General features: G+C 61.0%; 10 protein-coding genes. 3 read left to right on the forward strand and 7 right to left on the reverse strand.

Annotation, left to right across the window (positions count from 1 at the left end; all coding sequences use genetic code 11):
• The 3 genes from O3648_RS02775 (at position 1) to O3648_RS02785 (ending at position 4,539) form a co-directional block, all read left to right on the forward strand.
• Complete coding sequence (locus tag O3648_RS02775) at positions 1-849, forward strand: ABC transporter (protein ID WP_279790938.1); 849 nt, start codon at positions 1-3, stop codon at positions 847-849.
• 75 nt (positions 850-924) lie between these two features.
• Positions 925-2,145 (forward strand): ribosome small subunit-dependent GTPase A, encoded by a 1,221-nt coding sequence (gene rsgA / locus O3648_RS02780; RefSeq protein WP_371568276.1) that lies wholly within the window; start codon positions 925-927, stop codon positions 2,143-2,145.
• Positions 2,146-2,361: 216 nt separating this feature from the next.
• On the forward strand, positions 2,362-4,539 hold the full coding sequence (locus O3648_RS02785) for a S9 family peptidase (RefSeq protein WP_371568278.1): 2,178 nt from the start codon (positions 2,362-2,364) through the stop codon (positions 4,537-4,539).
• Positions 4,540-4,796: 257 nt separating this feature from the next.
• On the opposite strand, the gene gatB is transcribed toward O3648_RS02785, so the two are convergent.
• The 7 genes from gatB to O3648_RS02820 all read right to left on the reverse strand — a co-directional run bounded on the left by gatB (position 4,797) and on the right by O3648_RS02820 (position 14,397).
• Positions 4,797-6,302 carry an Asp-tRNA(Asn)/Glu-tRNA(Gln) amidotransferase subunit GatB gene (gene gatB, locus O3648_RS02790; RefSeq protein ID WP_279742001.1) on the reverse strand — a complete coding sequence of 502 codons (1,506 nt, stop codon included), beginning with the start codon at positions 6,300-6,302 and terminating at the stop codon, positions 4,797-4,799.
• Positions 6,302-7,906 (reverse strand): Asp-tRNA(Asn)/Glu-tRNA(Gln) amidotransferase subunit GatA, encoded by a 1,605-nt coding sequence (gatA, locus tag O3648_RS02795; protein ID WP_371568281.1) that lies wholly within the window; start codon positions 7,904-7,906, stop codon positions 6,302-6,304. The genes gatB and gatA overlap by 1 nt, the downstream gene beginning before the upstream one ends.
• Positions 7,907-7,921: 15 nt before the next feature.
• Entirely contained in the window at positions 7,922-8,218 is a 297-nt protein-coding gene (gene gatC, locus O3648_RS02800) for an Asp-tRNA(Asn)/Glu-tRNA(Gln) amidotransferase subunit GatC (protein ID WP_005507016.1), read from the reverse strand.
• 211 nt (positions 8,219-8,429) lie between these two features.
• Positions 8,430-9,134: a transglycosylase family protein gene (locus tag O3648_RS02805; RefSeq protein WP_279741999.1), complete on the reverse strand. Its 705-nt coding sequence runs from the start codon at positions 9,132-9,134 to the stop codon at positions 8,430-8,432.
• A gap of 775 nt (positions 9,135-9,909) precedes the next feature.
• Complete coding sequence (ligA, locus tag O3648_RS02810; protein WP_371568284.1) at positions 9,910-12,144, reverse strand: NAD-dependent DNA ligase LigA; 2,235 nt, start codon at positions 12,142-12,144, stop codon at positions 9,910-9,912.
• Positions 12,145-12,355: 211 nt separating this feature from the next.
• Positions 12,356-13,249 (reverse strand): PP2C family serine/threonine-protein phosphatase, encoded by an 894-nt coding sequence (locus O3648_RS02815; protein ID WP_279741998.1) that lies wholly within the window; start codon positions 13,247-13,249, stop codon positions 12,356-12,358.
• Positions 13,246-14,397, reverse strand: a complete 1,152-nt coding sequence (locus O3648_RS02820; protein WP_279741997.1) for an adenylate/guanylate cyclase domain-containing protein — start codon at positions 14,395-14,397, stop codon at positions 13,246-13,248. Before O3648_RS02820 ends, O3648_RS02815 begins: the two co-directional genes overlap by 4 nt.
• Between the last annotated feature and the right edge of the window lie 221 nt (positions 14,398-14,618).

Here is a 14,618-nt window from a genome sequence, read left to right on the forward strand (position 1 = left end):
GTGCGTGCTCTCTCCTCTGTTGCCCTGCCTGGCGCTGTATCACTGTCTGGCACGGCGCGTCGGGCTCTGTCGACCGCTTCTATTGGCTGGTCGTCGTCTATTACCTTCGCAACCCTCGGAACGGCCATCACGACCCTGGTTCTCGTACCCGGTCTTAACGTGCTTTTCACGGTGCTTCTGGGTGCTGATCTTGCCGCAAACGATACGGTACGCATCGGCTGCGCGACCGCCCTGATTGCGACCCTCAGCTCCGTGGCAGCCGGTATTGTCGCGCGCGTTGCCACAGACCGGTGGATTGGCGTCTTCGAGTACGTGTGCACGGCGCGCCCGGTGGATGCTGGATACTGGCTCGGTGCGGCGGCGGTACCCGCGTTGCTGGCATCCGTAACGGGTCTGAGCAATGTGGGCATCGTGTGGTTACTGTCCCTCACATCCTCCGCTACGGGAGCAAGTTCCGGACTTTTAGTCGGTGCCATCTTACTGATGCCGGTTGCGGTTCTGGGCGGGGTCTGCCTGGGCATTTTTGCCGCCGGGCTCGGTCTGTACCTGTCGGATCCGTACACGGGGTCGAATTTTCTGTCGATTATTCTGCCAGTGAGCGCGGGCGTGATTGTGCCGGTGAGTACCTACCCGGGTTGGCTTGCATGGCTGTGTTCCTGGGTTCCGGGGTCCCGGCTGGTGCAGGTTTTAGATGCCTCTAGCGGTATCGCGAACGGCACCGCGCCGGAGCTTTTCGCGCTCCTGGCGGCAGACACAGCCCTGGCAGTACTCTACGCCGCAATCGGGTTGGGGCTGATGGTCCTTGCCGCCCGCCGTATCCGTGCCGGCGCCCGCGCCTCGCTGTTGTAAACGGTGAAACCTGAAAAAGAACGAACCTTGTAATCACCCGCTATCCGGGCGCCGCAACCAAGAAAGACTATTCCTGTGACCATTGCTCCCGCTTCATACACCTTAGAGACCCTAGGGTTCGACCCTTCCTGGCAGGGTTCAGCAATCCGCGCCGCGTTCACCCTCGGCGGTACCCTCGAAAACTTTACCCTCGCCCGTGTCAGCGCCGTGCACCGCACCCGCTGCGAGCTACTGACCTGCGAGCGGGGTGAGCTCATTAAGCTTTCCGCTCCGCTGCGTCCGGTTGAGAACGACTACGGCGAAGAAGAGTACCCCGTCGTCGGCGACTGGGTACTCACCCAGCCCATCCCTGGAACCGGTAGCGATAGCCAGCCCGCGGAGCACAAACCTCTCGCGATACTGCCCCGGCGAAGCTACCTCACCCGACCCAGCGCCACCCGAGAATCCGCGGATCAGCCTGTCGCCGCCAACGTGGATATACTCTGCATCGTTGAGCCCTGCTTCCCCGAGCCGTCCATTGGGCGAATTGAACGCTACACCGCCCTGGCGCACGCTTCCGGGGTGCAGGTCGCGCTGATTCTCACCAAGGGTGACCTGGTAACGGCCGAACAGCTCACCAACTACAGGGACTCCCTCGCAGGTGGTGTGGATGCGGTGCTCGCCGTCTGCACGGACAACGGCTACGACCCTGCCCCGGTGGCGGAGCTTGTCGCCGGACGCACCGCCGCATTCCTGGGTCGCAGCGGCGCAGGAAAATCCACCCTGGTCAACGCCCTGCTCAACCCCGGAGTTGACCCCCGCGAGGATAGCCAAGAACATCAGGTGCAGGTCACCTCCACAGTCCGAGATGCTGACGGCAAGGGGCGCCACACCACCACCAGCCGCCAGATGCTTGTTTTACCCGGTGCGGAAGGCTCAAGCGAAGGAGACTCGACCAACGCAAAATCATCATCTGGCACGGTGCTGATCGACACTCCGGGCGTACGAGCCCTAGCCGCAACGAGCGATAGCGCCGCGATTGACGAAACCTTCGACGACGTCTCCGGTTACGCTTCTGCCTGCCGGTACAGCGACTGCTCCCACGGTTCCGAACCCGGATGCGCGGTGCAGCAGGCGCTCGCCGACGGCTCTCTCGACCCCGAGCGCTTCGAACGCTACCGCAGGATGATAGCCGAATCCGCGCGTCTACGCCTGCGCTCTCAAGAACGTGAGTACAGGCAAAGTAACCGTGCCTTCACGAAGGCGAATAAGGCGGGCCGCCGCACCCTCATGTCCATTAAGGGGCGCGCTAACTAGCCACCAAATGCGCACGTTCCAGAAGAGTGCAGGGGGCTAATCTGGGTGATACTGCCCAGGCCGCAATATAGTAGCCTGCCTCACTCTTCGATACACTAGAACTAGGCGTGCCCACAGTCCCCCGCGCGCCCTCACCGCCACCCGGCGGCACAGGAACGCGGGCGCAGACGGCACACACCATTCACAAACCCATAACTCAATGAAAGAGGTGGCAGCATGGCTGAACAGAACCTCACCCCGCCCGTACCGAAGAAGGTCGAGCACCGCCGCGAACACCACGGCGACATCTTCAACGACCCCTACGAATGGCTCCGTGACAAGGAAAGCGAAGAGGTCCTCAACTACCTCAAGGCAGAAGCCGAATACACCGAAGCTGTCACCGCAGATCAGCAGCCTCTCCGCGAATCCATCTTCAACGAAATCAAGGACCGCACCCTGCTGTCGGATCTGACCGTCCCGAACCGTATCGGTGACTGGTGGTACTACAGCCGCATGGTGCCCGGCGGCCAGTACCCCGTCTTCTACCGCTACCCCGCCCTGAACGAAGGCGACGAGGTAGTGCGCTACACCCCGCCGACCGTCACCCCCGGCGAAGTACTCGAGGGTGAAGTCGTCATCCTCGACTGCAACGAATACGCCAAGGACATGGAGTTCTTCTCCCTCGGCAGCTTCCAGCCCGCACGTAACGGCAAGCTACTGAGCATCTCCGTGGACGAAAAGGGCGACGAACGCTACGAGCAGCGCTTCCTCAACATGGAAACCGGCTCCTTCCTCGAAGACACCATCCCCAACATTGCGGCGGGATCCTTCTTCATCAACCACGCCGAACAGCTCATCTACCTCGTCCCCGACGATTCGTGGCGCCCCTGGCGTGTCTACGTGCACGACGTCGGACAGGGCACCGAAGACCACCTAATCTACGAGGAACCGGACAACACCATGTGGCTCGGCGCCGCCATGAGCTCCGACCGTTCCTCCGTGGTCATTACCAGCTCGAATTCCGAGTACACGGAGGTGCGCCTCATCCCCACCCACGAACCCAAGAGCGAGCCGACCCTGCTCATTCCCAAGAGCGCAGGCATCGAATACTACGCCGAGCCGCTCAACATTGCCGGCGAGCAGCACCTGCTAATCCAGCACGACTACAATGCACTGAACTCCGAGCTGGTCCTCGCAGACATGCCGCGCGAAGGGGAGAACATCGAAGAGTACGCCCAGCGTTGGGTGCCGGTCATCCGCCACAGCGAAAACGTGCGCCTGGAGGGCTTCACCTTCACCGCAACGCACCTGGTCGTCACCGCCCGCGCGGACACCACCACCCGCATCTTCCTCGCACCGCGTGAGCAGTTGCCCATCCAGTGGCGCCGCCGCCGCCCCGCCGGCGTGACCTTCATGGAACCTGCCGGCTTCGATGAGGAACTGTACACCGCCTCCGTACTACGTGCGGAGAACTACTCCCCCGTGCTGCGCATCGCCTACACCTCGTACCTGACGCCGCGCCGCGTCTACGACTACTTCCCCATGTCGCAGACCCTGCTGTTGCGCCGTGAAACCCCGGTACTCGGCGGCTACAACCGTGAGGACTACCGCGCCTACCGCGACTGGGCACCGGCGGCGGACGGCACGCTCATCCCGATCTCGGTGATTCACGGCGCCGATCTGGACATGAGCAAGCCGCACCCGGTCATCCAGTACGGTTACGGCTCGTACGAGTCGTCCATGGACCCGATGTTCTCCATCCCGATGCTGTCGATTCTGGACCGCGGCGTCATCTACGTCATCGCGCATATTCGCGGCGGCGGCGAGATGGGCCGCTCTTGGTACCAGAACGGCAAGAAGCTCGCGAAGAAGAACACCTTCACCGACTTCGTGGACGTCACCAGCTACATTGCGGCTAAGCCGTGGGCTGATGAGGCGCGTATCGGCTGCTACGGCGGTAGCGCCGGCGGTCTGCTCATGGGCGCCGTGCTGAACCTCGCCCCCGAAAAGTACGCCGCCTGCCTGGCAGCCGTACCGTTCGTGGATGCGCTGACCACCATCCTCGACCCGGAGCTGCCACTGTCGGCAATGGAGTGGGAAGAGTGGGGCAACCCGATTGAGGACCCGGAAGTGTACGCCTACATGAAGTCGTACACCCCGTACGAGAACATCCGCCCGGTCCGCTACCCGGCGATTGCTGCGGTGACGAGCCTGCACGACACGCGCGTGCTCTACGTGGAGCCCGCGAAGTGGGTTGCGGCGCTGCGTGAGCAAATTGACCCCTCGTCGCCGGTGCCGCTGCTGAAGATTGACATGTCGGGCGGTCACGGTGGTGGTTCCGGCAGGTATACGCGTTGGCGCGAGATTGCGTGGGATTACGCGTTCCTCATGAGCAACCTCGGCGTTACTGAGTAGCTGGTCTCTTAAATAGAACGCTCCGTCTGTATCTAAATGATACGGACGGAGCGTTCTTCGTTTATGTACGTTGCTCTGCTCGAGGGGTGAGGCACCGCATATTTCCTCCGCGCCTACGCAGGGGCACCCGTCACCCGGAGGGCGCATCCGGAAAACACGGCCGCACTCGCGCAGACCCTGGAATGGAGCAAAAGAGGCGCCGCCTCCCACCTCGGGAGACAGCGCCTCTTTCGTTAGAGCCGGGTCAGCGGAAAAGCTTAGCCTTCCACGCCGCACTCAGCCAGAATCAGCTCACGCACGCGGGCGGCATCAGCCTGACCGCGGGTAGCCTTCATAACCTGACCGACGATAGCACCAGCAGCCTGAACCTTACCGGCACGAATCTTGTCGGCAACGTCGGGCATTGCCGCCAGTGCTTCCTGGACAGCTGCGGTGAGCGCGCCGTCATCGGAAACCACGGCGAGGCCGCGTGCCTCAACGATTTCGGCGGGGGTGCCTTCACCGGCGAGGACGAACTCGAGCACCTGGCGGGCGATCTTGTCGTTAATCTTCCCCTCAGAGATGAGTGCTTCGAGGGCAACCACGGTTGCGGGCTCCACGCCGAGTGCGGTGAGCTCAACTTCAGCCTGCTTTGCGCGGCGGGCGATTTCGCCCATCCACCACTTGCGGGCTGCTGCGGCGGTTGCGCCTGCGGCGACGGTCTCTTCGATGACGTCGAGTGCGCCGGCATTAACTACGTCACGGAACTCTTCGTCAGAGTAGCCCCATTCGCCCTTGAGTCGGCGGCGGCGTTCTGCCGGGGGTTCGGGCAGTTCAGCGCGCAGACGCTCAATCCATTCGCTGTTGGTGACGACCGGTACGAGGTCCGGTTCGGGGAAGTAGCGGTAGTCGTCAGCATCGGACTTGGGGCGACCCGAGGAGGTTTCGCGGGTATCTTCGTGCCAGTGGCGGGTCTCCTGGGTGACCTTTTCGCCGCGTTCGAGGATTGCTGCGTGGCGGCGGATCTCGTAGCGGACGGCGCGCTCAACCGAACGAAGGGAGTTCACGTTTTTGGTTTCGGAGCGGGTGCCGAACTTCTCTGCGCCCTTGGGCATGAGGGAGACGTTGGCATCGCAGCGGACGTTACCACGTTCCATGCGGGCGTCAGAGATGCCGAGGGAGCGGACGATGTCGCGGATTGCGGCAACGTAGGCGCGTGCCAGTTCGGGTGCACGCTCGCCGGCACCGACTATGGGTCGGGTGACGATCTCGATCAGAGGAACGCCTGCGCGGTTGTAGTCGACCAGTGAGGAGGTTGCACCCTGGATTCGTCCATCTGCACCACCGACGTGGGTGAGCTTGCCTGCGTCTTCTTCCATGTGGGCGCGCTCAATTTCAACGGTGAAGATAGTGCCGTCTTCGAGCTCAACGTCCAGGGAGCCGTTTTCCGCGATGGGGCCGCCAGCCTGGGAGGTCTGGAAGTTCTTCGGGGAGTCCGGGTAGAAGTAGTTCTTGCGGGCGAAGTAGGACTTGTCTGCAATCTCGCAGCCCAGTGCCAGGCCGAGCTTGATGGCAGACTCAACAGCGGTCTTGTTCACCATGGGCAGCGCACCGGGCAGGCCGAGCGATACGGGGGTGACGTTGGTGTTGGGGTCGTCGCCGAACTCGTTGGGTGCGGAGTCAAACATCTTGGTTTTGGTGTTCAGTTCGACGTGCACCTCGAAGCCGAGGACCGGGTCGTACTTTTCGATGGCTTCTTCGAAGCTGAGGACTTCTTCACTCATTATTTGGTTCCCCCAAAGTCAAAGTCGCGGATCAGAGTTTCAGTGTCGGGCATGCTCCTGTAGAGCGGTGCGCCCCATTTTGCGGTGAGCAGTTCTTCCAGTGCTGCGCCGACGCGGTAGAGGCGTGCGTCTTCGCGTGCGGGTGCGGTGAACTGGATACCGACGGGCAGGTTGTTCTCTTCGGAGAGGCCGCCGGGCAGGGAGAGCGCCGGGACACCTGCCAGGTTGACGGGCACGGTTGCGACGTCACCCAGGTACATTGCCATGGGGTCGCCTTCGGTCTTCTCGCCGAGCTTGAACGCGGTGGAGGGTGCAGTCGGGGAGATGAGCACGTCGCACTTTTCGAATGCTGCTGCGTAATCGCGCTGGATGAGGGTGCGTACGCGCAGTGCGGCGCCATAGTAGGCATCGAAGTTACCTGCAGACAGTGCGTAGGTGCCGAGAATAATGCGGCGCTTGACCTCGTGACCGAAGCCTGCGGAGCGGGTTGCGGACATGACGCGCTCGATAGTGACGGGGCCGTCTTCGGGTACGACGCGCAGGCCGTAGCGGACGCCGTCGTAGCGTGCCAGGTTGGAGGACACCTCGGAGGACATGATCATGTAGTAGGCGCTGATGGCTTCGGTGACGGAGGGCAGGGAGACCTCAACGATTTCTGCACCTGCGGCACGCAGCTCTTCGACGGATTCACGGAAGCGTGCGAGGACACCTGCTTCGAAGCCTGCGCCGTCGCCGCCTCCGAGTTCCTTAATGACGCCGATGCGCAGGCCAGACAGGTCGCGCTTGCGTGCGGCTTCTGCGCCTGCCTTGGCTTCTTCAACAAAGTTGCCGGGCTCATCAGGCAGGGAGGTTGCATCGAGCGGGTCGTGGCCTGCGATTGCTTCGTGGAGCAGTGCGGTATCCAGGACAGTGCGGGCGCAGGGGCCTACCTGGTCGAGGGAAGATGCCATGGCGATGACACCGTAGCGGGAGACGGAGCCGTAGGTGGGCTTGACGCCAACGCTACCGGTCAGTGCTGCAGGCTGGCGGATAGAGCCGCCGGTGTCGGTGCCGAGCGCCAGGGGTGCCTGGAAGGCGGTGACGGCTGCTGCGGAGCCGCCGCCGGAGCCGCCGGGTGCACGGTCGAGTGCCCAGGGGTTGCGGACTACGCCGAATGCAGAGTGCTCGTTGGAGGAGCCCATTGCGAATTCGTCGAGGTTGGTCTTGCCGAGGATGGGCATGCGTGCTTCGCGGACCTTGCGGGTGACGGTGCCATCGTAGGGGCTCATCCAGCCTTCGAGCATGCGCGATGCTGCGGTGGTAGGCTGGCCCTTGGTGACGATGAGGTCCTTGACGGCGATGGGTACGCCTGCGAGCAGCGGCAATTCCTTGCCTGCTGCACGGTCTGCGTCCACTGCGGCTGCGGTGGCGAGTGCTTCTTCAGCGTTGACGTGCAGGAAGGCGTTGAGGCCGTTCTTGCCGTCTGCTCGGTTGTCGCTCAGGGATGCGCCGTCGGTGGCTGCGATACGGTCCAGGTGTGCCTGGGTAAGCTCAACGGAGGTGATTTCGCCGGATGCGAGCTTTTCTACTGCTTCTGCGGCGGTGAGCTGGATCAATTCGTTCACTTGGTTGTTCTCCTCTTAGTCTTCGTCGAGGATTGCCGGCACGCGGAACTTGCCGTCCTGTGCGTCGGGGGCGCCTGAGAGCGCCTCTTCCTGGGTAAGGGTGGTGACGGGTACGTCTTCACGGAAGACGTTCTCGAGGGGGATGGGGTGGCTGGTCGCGGGGATGTCAGCAGTTGCTTTCTGCGACATGGTCTCAACGGATGCGACGATGACGTCCAGCTCAGACGCCATCGCGGTGAGTTCTTCATCGGTCATCTCAATGAGTGCCAGCGATGCCAGGTGCTTGACCTGTTCAAAGGTGATGGCAGACATGGTTCTCCCGTAGTTTTGTTTTCTTGTCTCTTCTCTAGTGTAGTGGAGGTTGCGTTTTCCGTCTCATTGAGGGTTGGAGGGTTTACCTGCTGGCTTGTGTGTTCAGGCGGTATTTTTCTCCTTTCGGTTAAATGCTCAACGCCCCGCTCCTCGTGTGAGGTGCGGGGCGTTGGACTACAACGTGCCCAAGTTACGCTTGAGAGTTAAAACCTTAGGCAGGGATGGTCAGAACCTGGCCGGGGAAGATCAGGTCAACGTTGTAGATGATGTCGGTGTTCGCAGCTGCGATTGCCTGGTAGCCGCCTGCAACGCCGAGCTTTGCAGCGATCAGCGAGAGGGAGTCACCGGGAACCACGGTGTAGGTACCTGCTGCAGCCTTGGGAGCTACTGCGACGGGTGCTGCGGGAGCCTCAACTGCCGGTGCTGCAGCGGGTGCTGCGGGTGCCTCAGCTGCTGCGGGTGCAGCCTGAACTGCAGGAGCTGCGGGTGCAGCCTGTGCCGCGGGAGCGGTGTAGGTCTGCTGGGTCTGCGACTGGGCAGCCACGGTGGTGGGCTCAGTGTAGGTGGGAGCTGCGCCGGTCTTGCCGTAGAGGCCAAGCTTAGCGGAGCAAGCGGGCCATGCGCCCCAGCCCTGGATAGCGAGCAGACGCTCGCCAGCCTCAATCTGCTGTGCACGGGAAGCGGTCACGGGGGAGCCGGACATGCCGACGCCGTTCCAGGACTGCTGGGTGAACTGCAGACCACCGTAGAAGCCGTTACCGGTGTTGATGGACCAGTTACCACCGGACTCGCACTGTGCCAGTGCGTCCCAGGTAGCACCGTCTACCGCGTTTGCAGCGGGCATCGACATGGTAGCTGCTACAGCGCCACCGATGGCGAGAGCTGCTGCGGTACGACGAATGGAAGTGTTCTTCATAATGCTCCTTGGGGCCGTCCCCGCTCGTTCCGTCCCCGGAACTCTAACGCGCTGCCGCTCACCCTTTGATAACGAAGTAGGTTACTCATGTTCTGGCTCTACCATGTGAGCGGCTCTCCACCGATTTCATGTCACCGTGAGTGATTCTGCACTTGTGTGCGGAATCCGGGTGGCACTTCCTCGGTAGGGACGTGCGGTAGAACCGGGCATCGTTTCAAGCATTCCAAGCTTGAAACCACACAGGCGATTCCCTTGCGAGAATCTATCTGGTCTCAAAGATAACCGAGGTTTTTTATGATTCCAACCCAGTTTCAGGTTCACGGCGAACGCGCAGGGTTCCCAGGGTTCTTTCAGGTTAAAAGTGCAAGAAACTTTATTGGCGCTCTTGCAGGCCGCATATTTTCAAGGTTTAACCGCGGAATTTCGGGGTTTTCTAGGGCGTGCAGTCGGAGGTTTCCCCTCCTGGAGTGCTCCGATTCAGTATTGAATGGGTACCGATTTCAAAGGTTTTGAACAGCGTGTAAATATTTTTTAAATATTTACACGCTTTGGGAGTGTTTTAAGGCGCTTCCACCTTAAATGCTGTGGTAGTTACAAATGCCCAAAATTGGCATTCAGGCTCTGAAGCCCGTACTCCAGAGCCTGAATGCTCTATATATATTGCAGGGTTCAGATTCAGATAACCCCGCTACCGGGTCTACTCCTCTAACCCCGCTACCGGGTCTACTCCTCTAACCCCGCTACCGGGTCTACTCCTCTAACCCCGCTACCGGGTCTACTCCTCCGAAGCGGCTTCAACTGCCTCGGGGCCACCTTCAAGCAGAGCAGTAAAGCTTTCCTCGTCCAGCACCTTCAGACCCAGCTGCTGAGCCTTATCCAGCTTCGAGCCGGCATTCGCGCCTGCGACCACAAAGTGGGTCTTCTTCGAAACCGACGCCGAAGCCTTACCGCCGCGAGAAATAATGGCTTCCTTCGCACCGTCACGGGTGTAACCGTTCAGCGTGCCGGTCACGACCACGGTCAGGCCCTCCAGAGTGCGCTCCACGGACTCGTCACGAGTATCTTCCATGCGCACACCGGCGGCAGCCCAGGAGTCCACAACCTCGGCGTGCCAATCCTCAGCAAACCATTCAATAATCGAGTCGGCAATCGTGGTGCCCACACCATCCACAGCAGCAAGACGCTCACGATCAGCCTCGCGGATTGCCTGCATCGAACCGAGCTCGGCGGCAAGCGCGCGGGCAGCGGTCGGTCCCACGTGACGAATCGAGAGAGCCACCAGCACGCGCCACAGCGGCTGCTGCTTAGCCTTCTCCAGCTCAGCGAAGAGGTTCAGCGTATTCTTCGTAGGCTTCGGCTCGGGGCGTGCCTTGGTCGGCTTGGTGTAGAAGTAGGGCACGCGCTCCATCTTTCCGGTGCCCACGCCCTTGACCTTCTTCTCACGCTCGATAGTGACCTCGCGCAGGTCCTCAATGTTGAGGGTGAACAGGTGTGCCTCGGTTGTTAGTGGAGGGGTGTCCGGGGTTGCGGGGCTGGTGAGCGCCTTAGCTGCTTCGAAGCCGAGTGCCTCAATGTCGAAGGCACCGCGGCTTGCCGCATAGTACACACGCTCGGTCAGCTGCGCCGGGCAGGAGCGAGGGTTCGTGCAACGCAGATCCACATCGCCTTCCTTGCCGGGGGCAAGGGGCGAACCGCAGGATGGGCATTCGCTGGGCATGACGAACTCACGTTCAGTGCCGTCACGTAGGGCAACCACGGGGGCGACAATCTCGGGGATCACGTCACCTGCCTTGCGTAGCACCACGGTGTCACCGATGAGCACGCCCTTAGCCTTGACCACGTCCTGGTTGTGCAGGGTGGCGCGCTCCACGGTCGAGCCGGAGACGAACACAGGCTCCATGACGCCGTAGGGGGTCACGCGGCCGGTGCGTCCCACGTCCACACGGATGTCCAGCAGCTTGGTGTGCACCTCTTCGGGCGGGTACTTATACGCCACCGCCCAGCGCGGCACGCGGGAGGTGTAGCCCAGCTGAGCCTGGGTCGCGAAGTCGTTGACCTTAATGACGATGCCGTCAATTTCGTGCACCAGGGAGTGGCGCTGCTCACCGTACTTGTTAATGAAGTCGAACACCGCCTCGGTGTTATCGGCAATTTCGCTGTAGGGGCTCACGGGCAGACCCCAGGAGGCGAGCAGGTCGTAAGTCTCGTACTGAGTGGCAATATCCAGGCCGGTGCGTGAACCGATGCCGTGCACGTACATGCTCAGCGGGCGCGAGGCGGTAATCGCCGCGTCCTTCTGGCGTAGCGAGCCTGCCGCGGCGTTACGCGGGTTCGCGAAGGGATTCTTACCGGCGGCAATCATGGACTCATTGAGCTTCTCAAAATCTGCGGAGGAGATGAACACTTCGCCGCGGATTTCAATTTCCTCAGGGTGGTTCTCGCCGGTCAGCTGCTGCGGGATGCCCGCAATGGTGCGCACGTTGTGGGTGACGTCTTCACCGGTGGTGCCGTCACCGCGGGTTGCCGCGCGCACGAGGGTGCCGTTGCGGTAGAGCAGATTCACCGCCAGGCCGTCAATCTTCAGCTCGGTCAGCCACTGCGGTGCGCCACCGGTAAGGTTCCGGGCGTTCTCTTCAGTCTTGGTCAGCCAGCTGCGCAACTCCTCGAAGGAGAAGACGTCCTCGAGGGAGTACATGCGCTGCAAGTGGGTGACGGGCGCGAAGGCTTCGATGGCTTCACCACCGACTTCCTGGGTGGGCGAGTCGTTGGCGATAATGAGCGGATATTCCGCCTCAATGATTCCAAGGCGGCGGTAGAGCGCATCGTACTCGGCGTCAGAGAGGAAGGGCGCATCCTCGTTGTAGTAGGCGCGGCGTGCGGCACGAATCTTATCGGTCAGTTCCGCATACTCGGCACGCAGGGCCTCGGTAATCTCCACGGAGTTTTCTGCGGGGCTCTCTGCTCGAATCTCGGCGGGGGCAGTCTGCTGGGTGGTGTTGTTCTCAGTCACCCGTCCAGTCTAGCGTTTTTGATCCGCCTCTCCCCTATCGCTGGTCATATTGGCAGGTTCCGCGAACGCAAACGATAATGCAAGAGTGCCGTAGCCGCTTACCCGATTATGCCTCCTTAGTTTCTGTGCGCGGATACAGTTCACCCCCGCCTTCTATAGGCACTCGAGCGAGTGCCTATAGAAGGCGGGGGTGAATCAAACAGTATGAAGTTTAGGCTTCGACCGCGTCAGCAACAATCACGGTAATGTTATCGCGACCGCCGGAACGCAGCGCCTCGTGCTGGAGCACGTCAGCGGCGTCCTGCGGGTGGCGAATCGAGGTGAGTACGCGCGCCATGTATTCGTGCGAAAGCTCACCGGAAAGACCATCGGAGCAGAGCATCAGGCGGTCACCGGCACGGGCGGGCAGAACCCAGAAGTCCGGTTCCCAGTAGTTACCGGTACCCAGCGCGCGGGTAATTACGTTGCGGCGCGGGTGGGTCAGCGCCTCCAGGGCGGTAATCTGACCTTCATCGACCAGGTACTGCACCTCGGAGTGGTCAGCGGTGACCTGCTCCAGCGAGGCGGAGCCCTCAGAACCGGGCAGCTTCTCCATGGCGGAGTGGTGAATACCCTCATCCTCACGCAACAGACGGTAGGTTCGCGAGTCACCCACGTTGAAAATAACCCACAGGTTACGGTCCCCGATGTTGGTTAGCCAGGCGCCAGTGACGGTCGTGCCGCCAGCGTGGGAGAGCGCCTGTTTAATTTCTTCGTTGGTTTCGCCGAGGATATCGTGCAAACGGTTCAGGGCGCCCACAATTTCGTTGTTAAGCAGGGTATTTGCGCGGCGACGGCGCTTAACGGGGTCTTCCTCATCAATAGCTGCGAGGCGCTTAACGTAGGTCTGCTGTTCTCCTTCGCTGCGTCCGCCAGGCATGGTAAAGAAGGGCGAGTAGGCGAGCTGACGCACGCACAGGCGCGAAGCGACCTCGCCCGATTCATGGCCTCCCATACCGTCCGCGACCACGCAGAGGGAACCGGCGACGACCATCGAATCTTCGTTATTTTCTCGATGTGCGCCGCGGTGCGTTGCACCACCGGTACGTAGTTTCAGTTCAGTCATGAGAGGTCTATCTCCATTGTGTAGTTCACGCGACGGGTCACCGCCACGGGGTCTACGTTACCAAAGCTTCTAACATTTCGCGTTCCCTGCGAGGTGAGAGTATAGCGATTTCCCACCTGTCGGAGCGTGTTTGCTGTCTCATTATCGGTCAGTACGGTACCCGGTTCAGCGAGGGAGACCAGGCGTGCGGCCAGGTTCACGCTGGAGCCGTACACGTCGCCGCGGTTAGCCAGAACTTCGCCCCAGATGAAGGCGACGCGGGCATCCGGTAGTTGCGGGTCGGCACCGATCTTTTCGGAGAGCCGCAGGCTAATTTCTGCGATAGCGTCCGGGGCTTCGGTAAGGAAGAAAACTTCATCACCGAGGGTCTTAATAATACGACCGCCCAGGGGTGCGATAACGTCCAGGCAGCTCTGCTCAAAGTGGTTGATGAGCTGAGAGAGAGCTGCGGCATCTAGGTTACGTACCAGGGAGGTGTAGGAAACCAGGTCAACGAACCCTACGCCTCGCACCAGGGGCAGGCGAGAAAGTCCGGAGGTGGTCACGTTGTTTTCGCGCAATCCCAGGCGCAGGATTCCGGCGTACATCTGGCGACGGTATGCGTAGAGCGCCAGGCGCTCAAGAACGTCAAGGTAGCGCGGGAAGTCTTTGAGGAGCTTACGGCGGGCATCATTATCGCTGAGGTTTTCGGTGACCATGATATTGTGCACGAGCGCCTCAATCTGCCATGCGACGGTACGGTCGGTCAGTTGACCTTCGGAGCGCACAAGGGATGCCACGTATTCCATGCGAATGTCGCCTTCTGCGTCCAACTTCTGCAGGTCTGCAAGCATCTGCACATCTGTTTCAGTGAAGTAGGGCGAGTGGTCGGCGATCGTTGGGAAACCCATGTTGTGCCAGATACGCTGGGCGGTTTCGAGAGGAAGTCCGGCGCACTCTGCGGCTTCTACGGGGGTGTAGCGGCGGCCCTGTCCCAGGAGCGACTTTTCGAGGGCTCGGATTCCTGCTTTGGATTCCTCGTCTCGATAGATATTGTTCTGCGCGAGGTTCTGCAGAATTTTGAGGTTCAGCATTTGGGTTTCGGGGCCCATGGTGGCGCCAGTGCCCTGCAGAGAGTGTGCAGGTTTCTGGGGGTCTGCCGTGCTCATTACCGTTGCTGCTCCTTTCATATCTGCCGAATCATCTGTTCTCTCGTGCGGGTGCGCTAGCTGGTGCTGTGCGTCGATTGTGCACTACTTCACTGTATAGCGCCTTGTTAATATACCCTCCACTGCGGTGTTTTGGGCACCAAAGCATCCACCCCCAAAGATATTTTAGTGGAGTAATTCACATTTAAGAATACTCTAATCCACATTTTTCAGCTGATTTA

The sequence above is a fragment of the Rothia sp. 27098_8_161 genome (assembly GCF_041432905.1).
In the GTDB taxonomy this organism is placed as follows: Bacteria; Actinomycetota; Actinomycetes; order Actinomycetales; family Micrococcaceae; genus Rothia.

Bases quoted from the DNA above. Each gene is read 5' to 3' on its own strand.
- O3648_RS02785 (WP_371568278.1), top strand. From the start codon at position 2,362: ATGGCTGAACAGAACCTCACCCCGCCCGTACCGAAGAAGGTCGAGCAC.
- gatB (WP_279742001.1), bottom strand. From the start codon at position 6,302: ATGAGTGAAGAAGTCCTCAGCTTCGAAGAAGCCATCGAAAAGTACGAC.
- gatC (WP_005507016.1), bottom strand. From the start codon at position 8,218: ATGTCTGCCATCACCTTTGAACAGGTCAAGCACCTGGCATCGCTGGCA.
- O3648_RS02805 (WP_279741999.1), bottom strand. From the start codon at position 9,134: ATGAAGAACACTTCCATTCGTCGTACCGCAGCAGCTCTCGCCATCGGT.
- O3648_RS02815 (WP_279741998.1), bottom strand. From the start codon at position 13,249: ATGACTGAACTGAAACTACGTACCGGTGGTGCAACGCACCGCGGCGCA.
- O3648_RS02820 (WP_279741997.1), bottom strand. From the start codon at position 14,397: ATGAGCACGGCAGACCCCCAGAAACCTGCACACTCTCTGCAGGGCACT.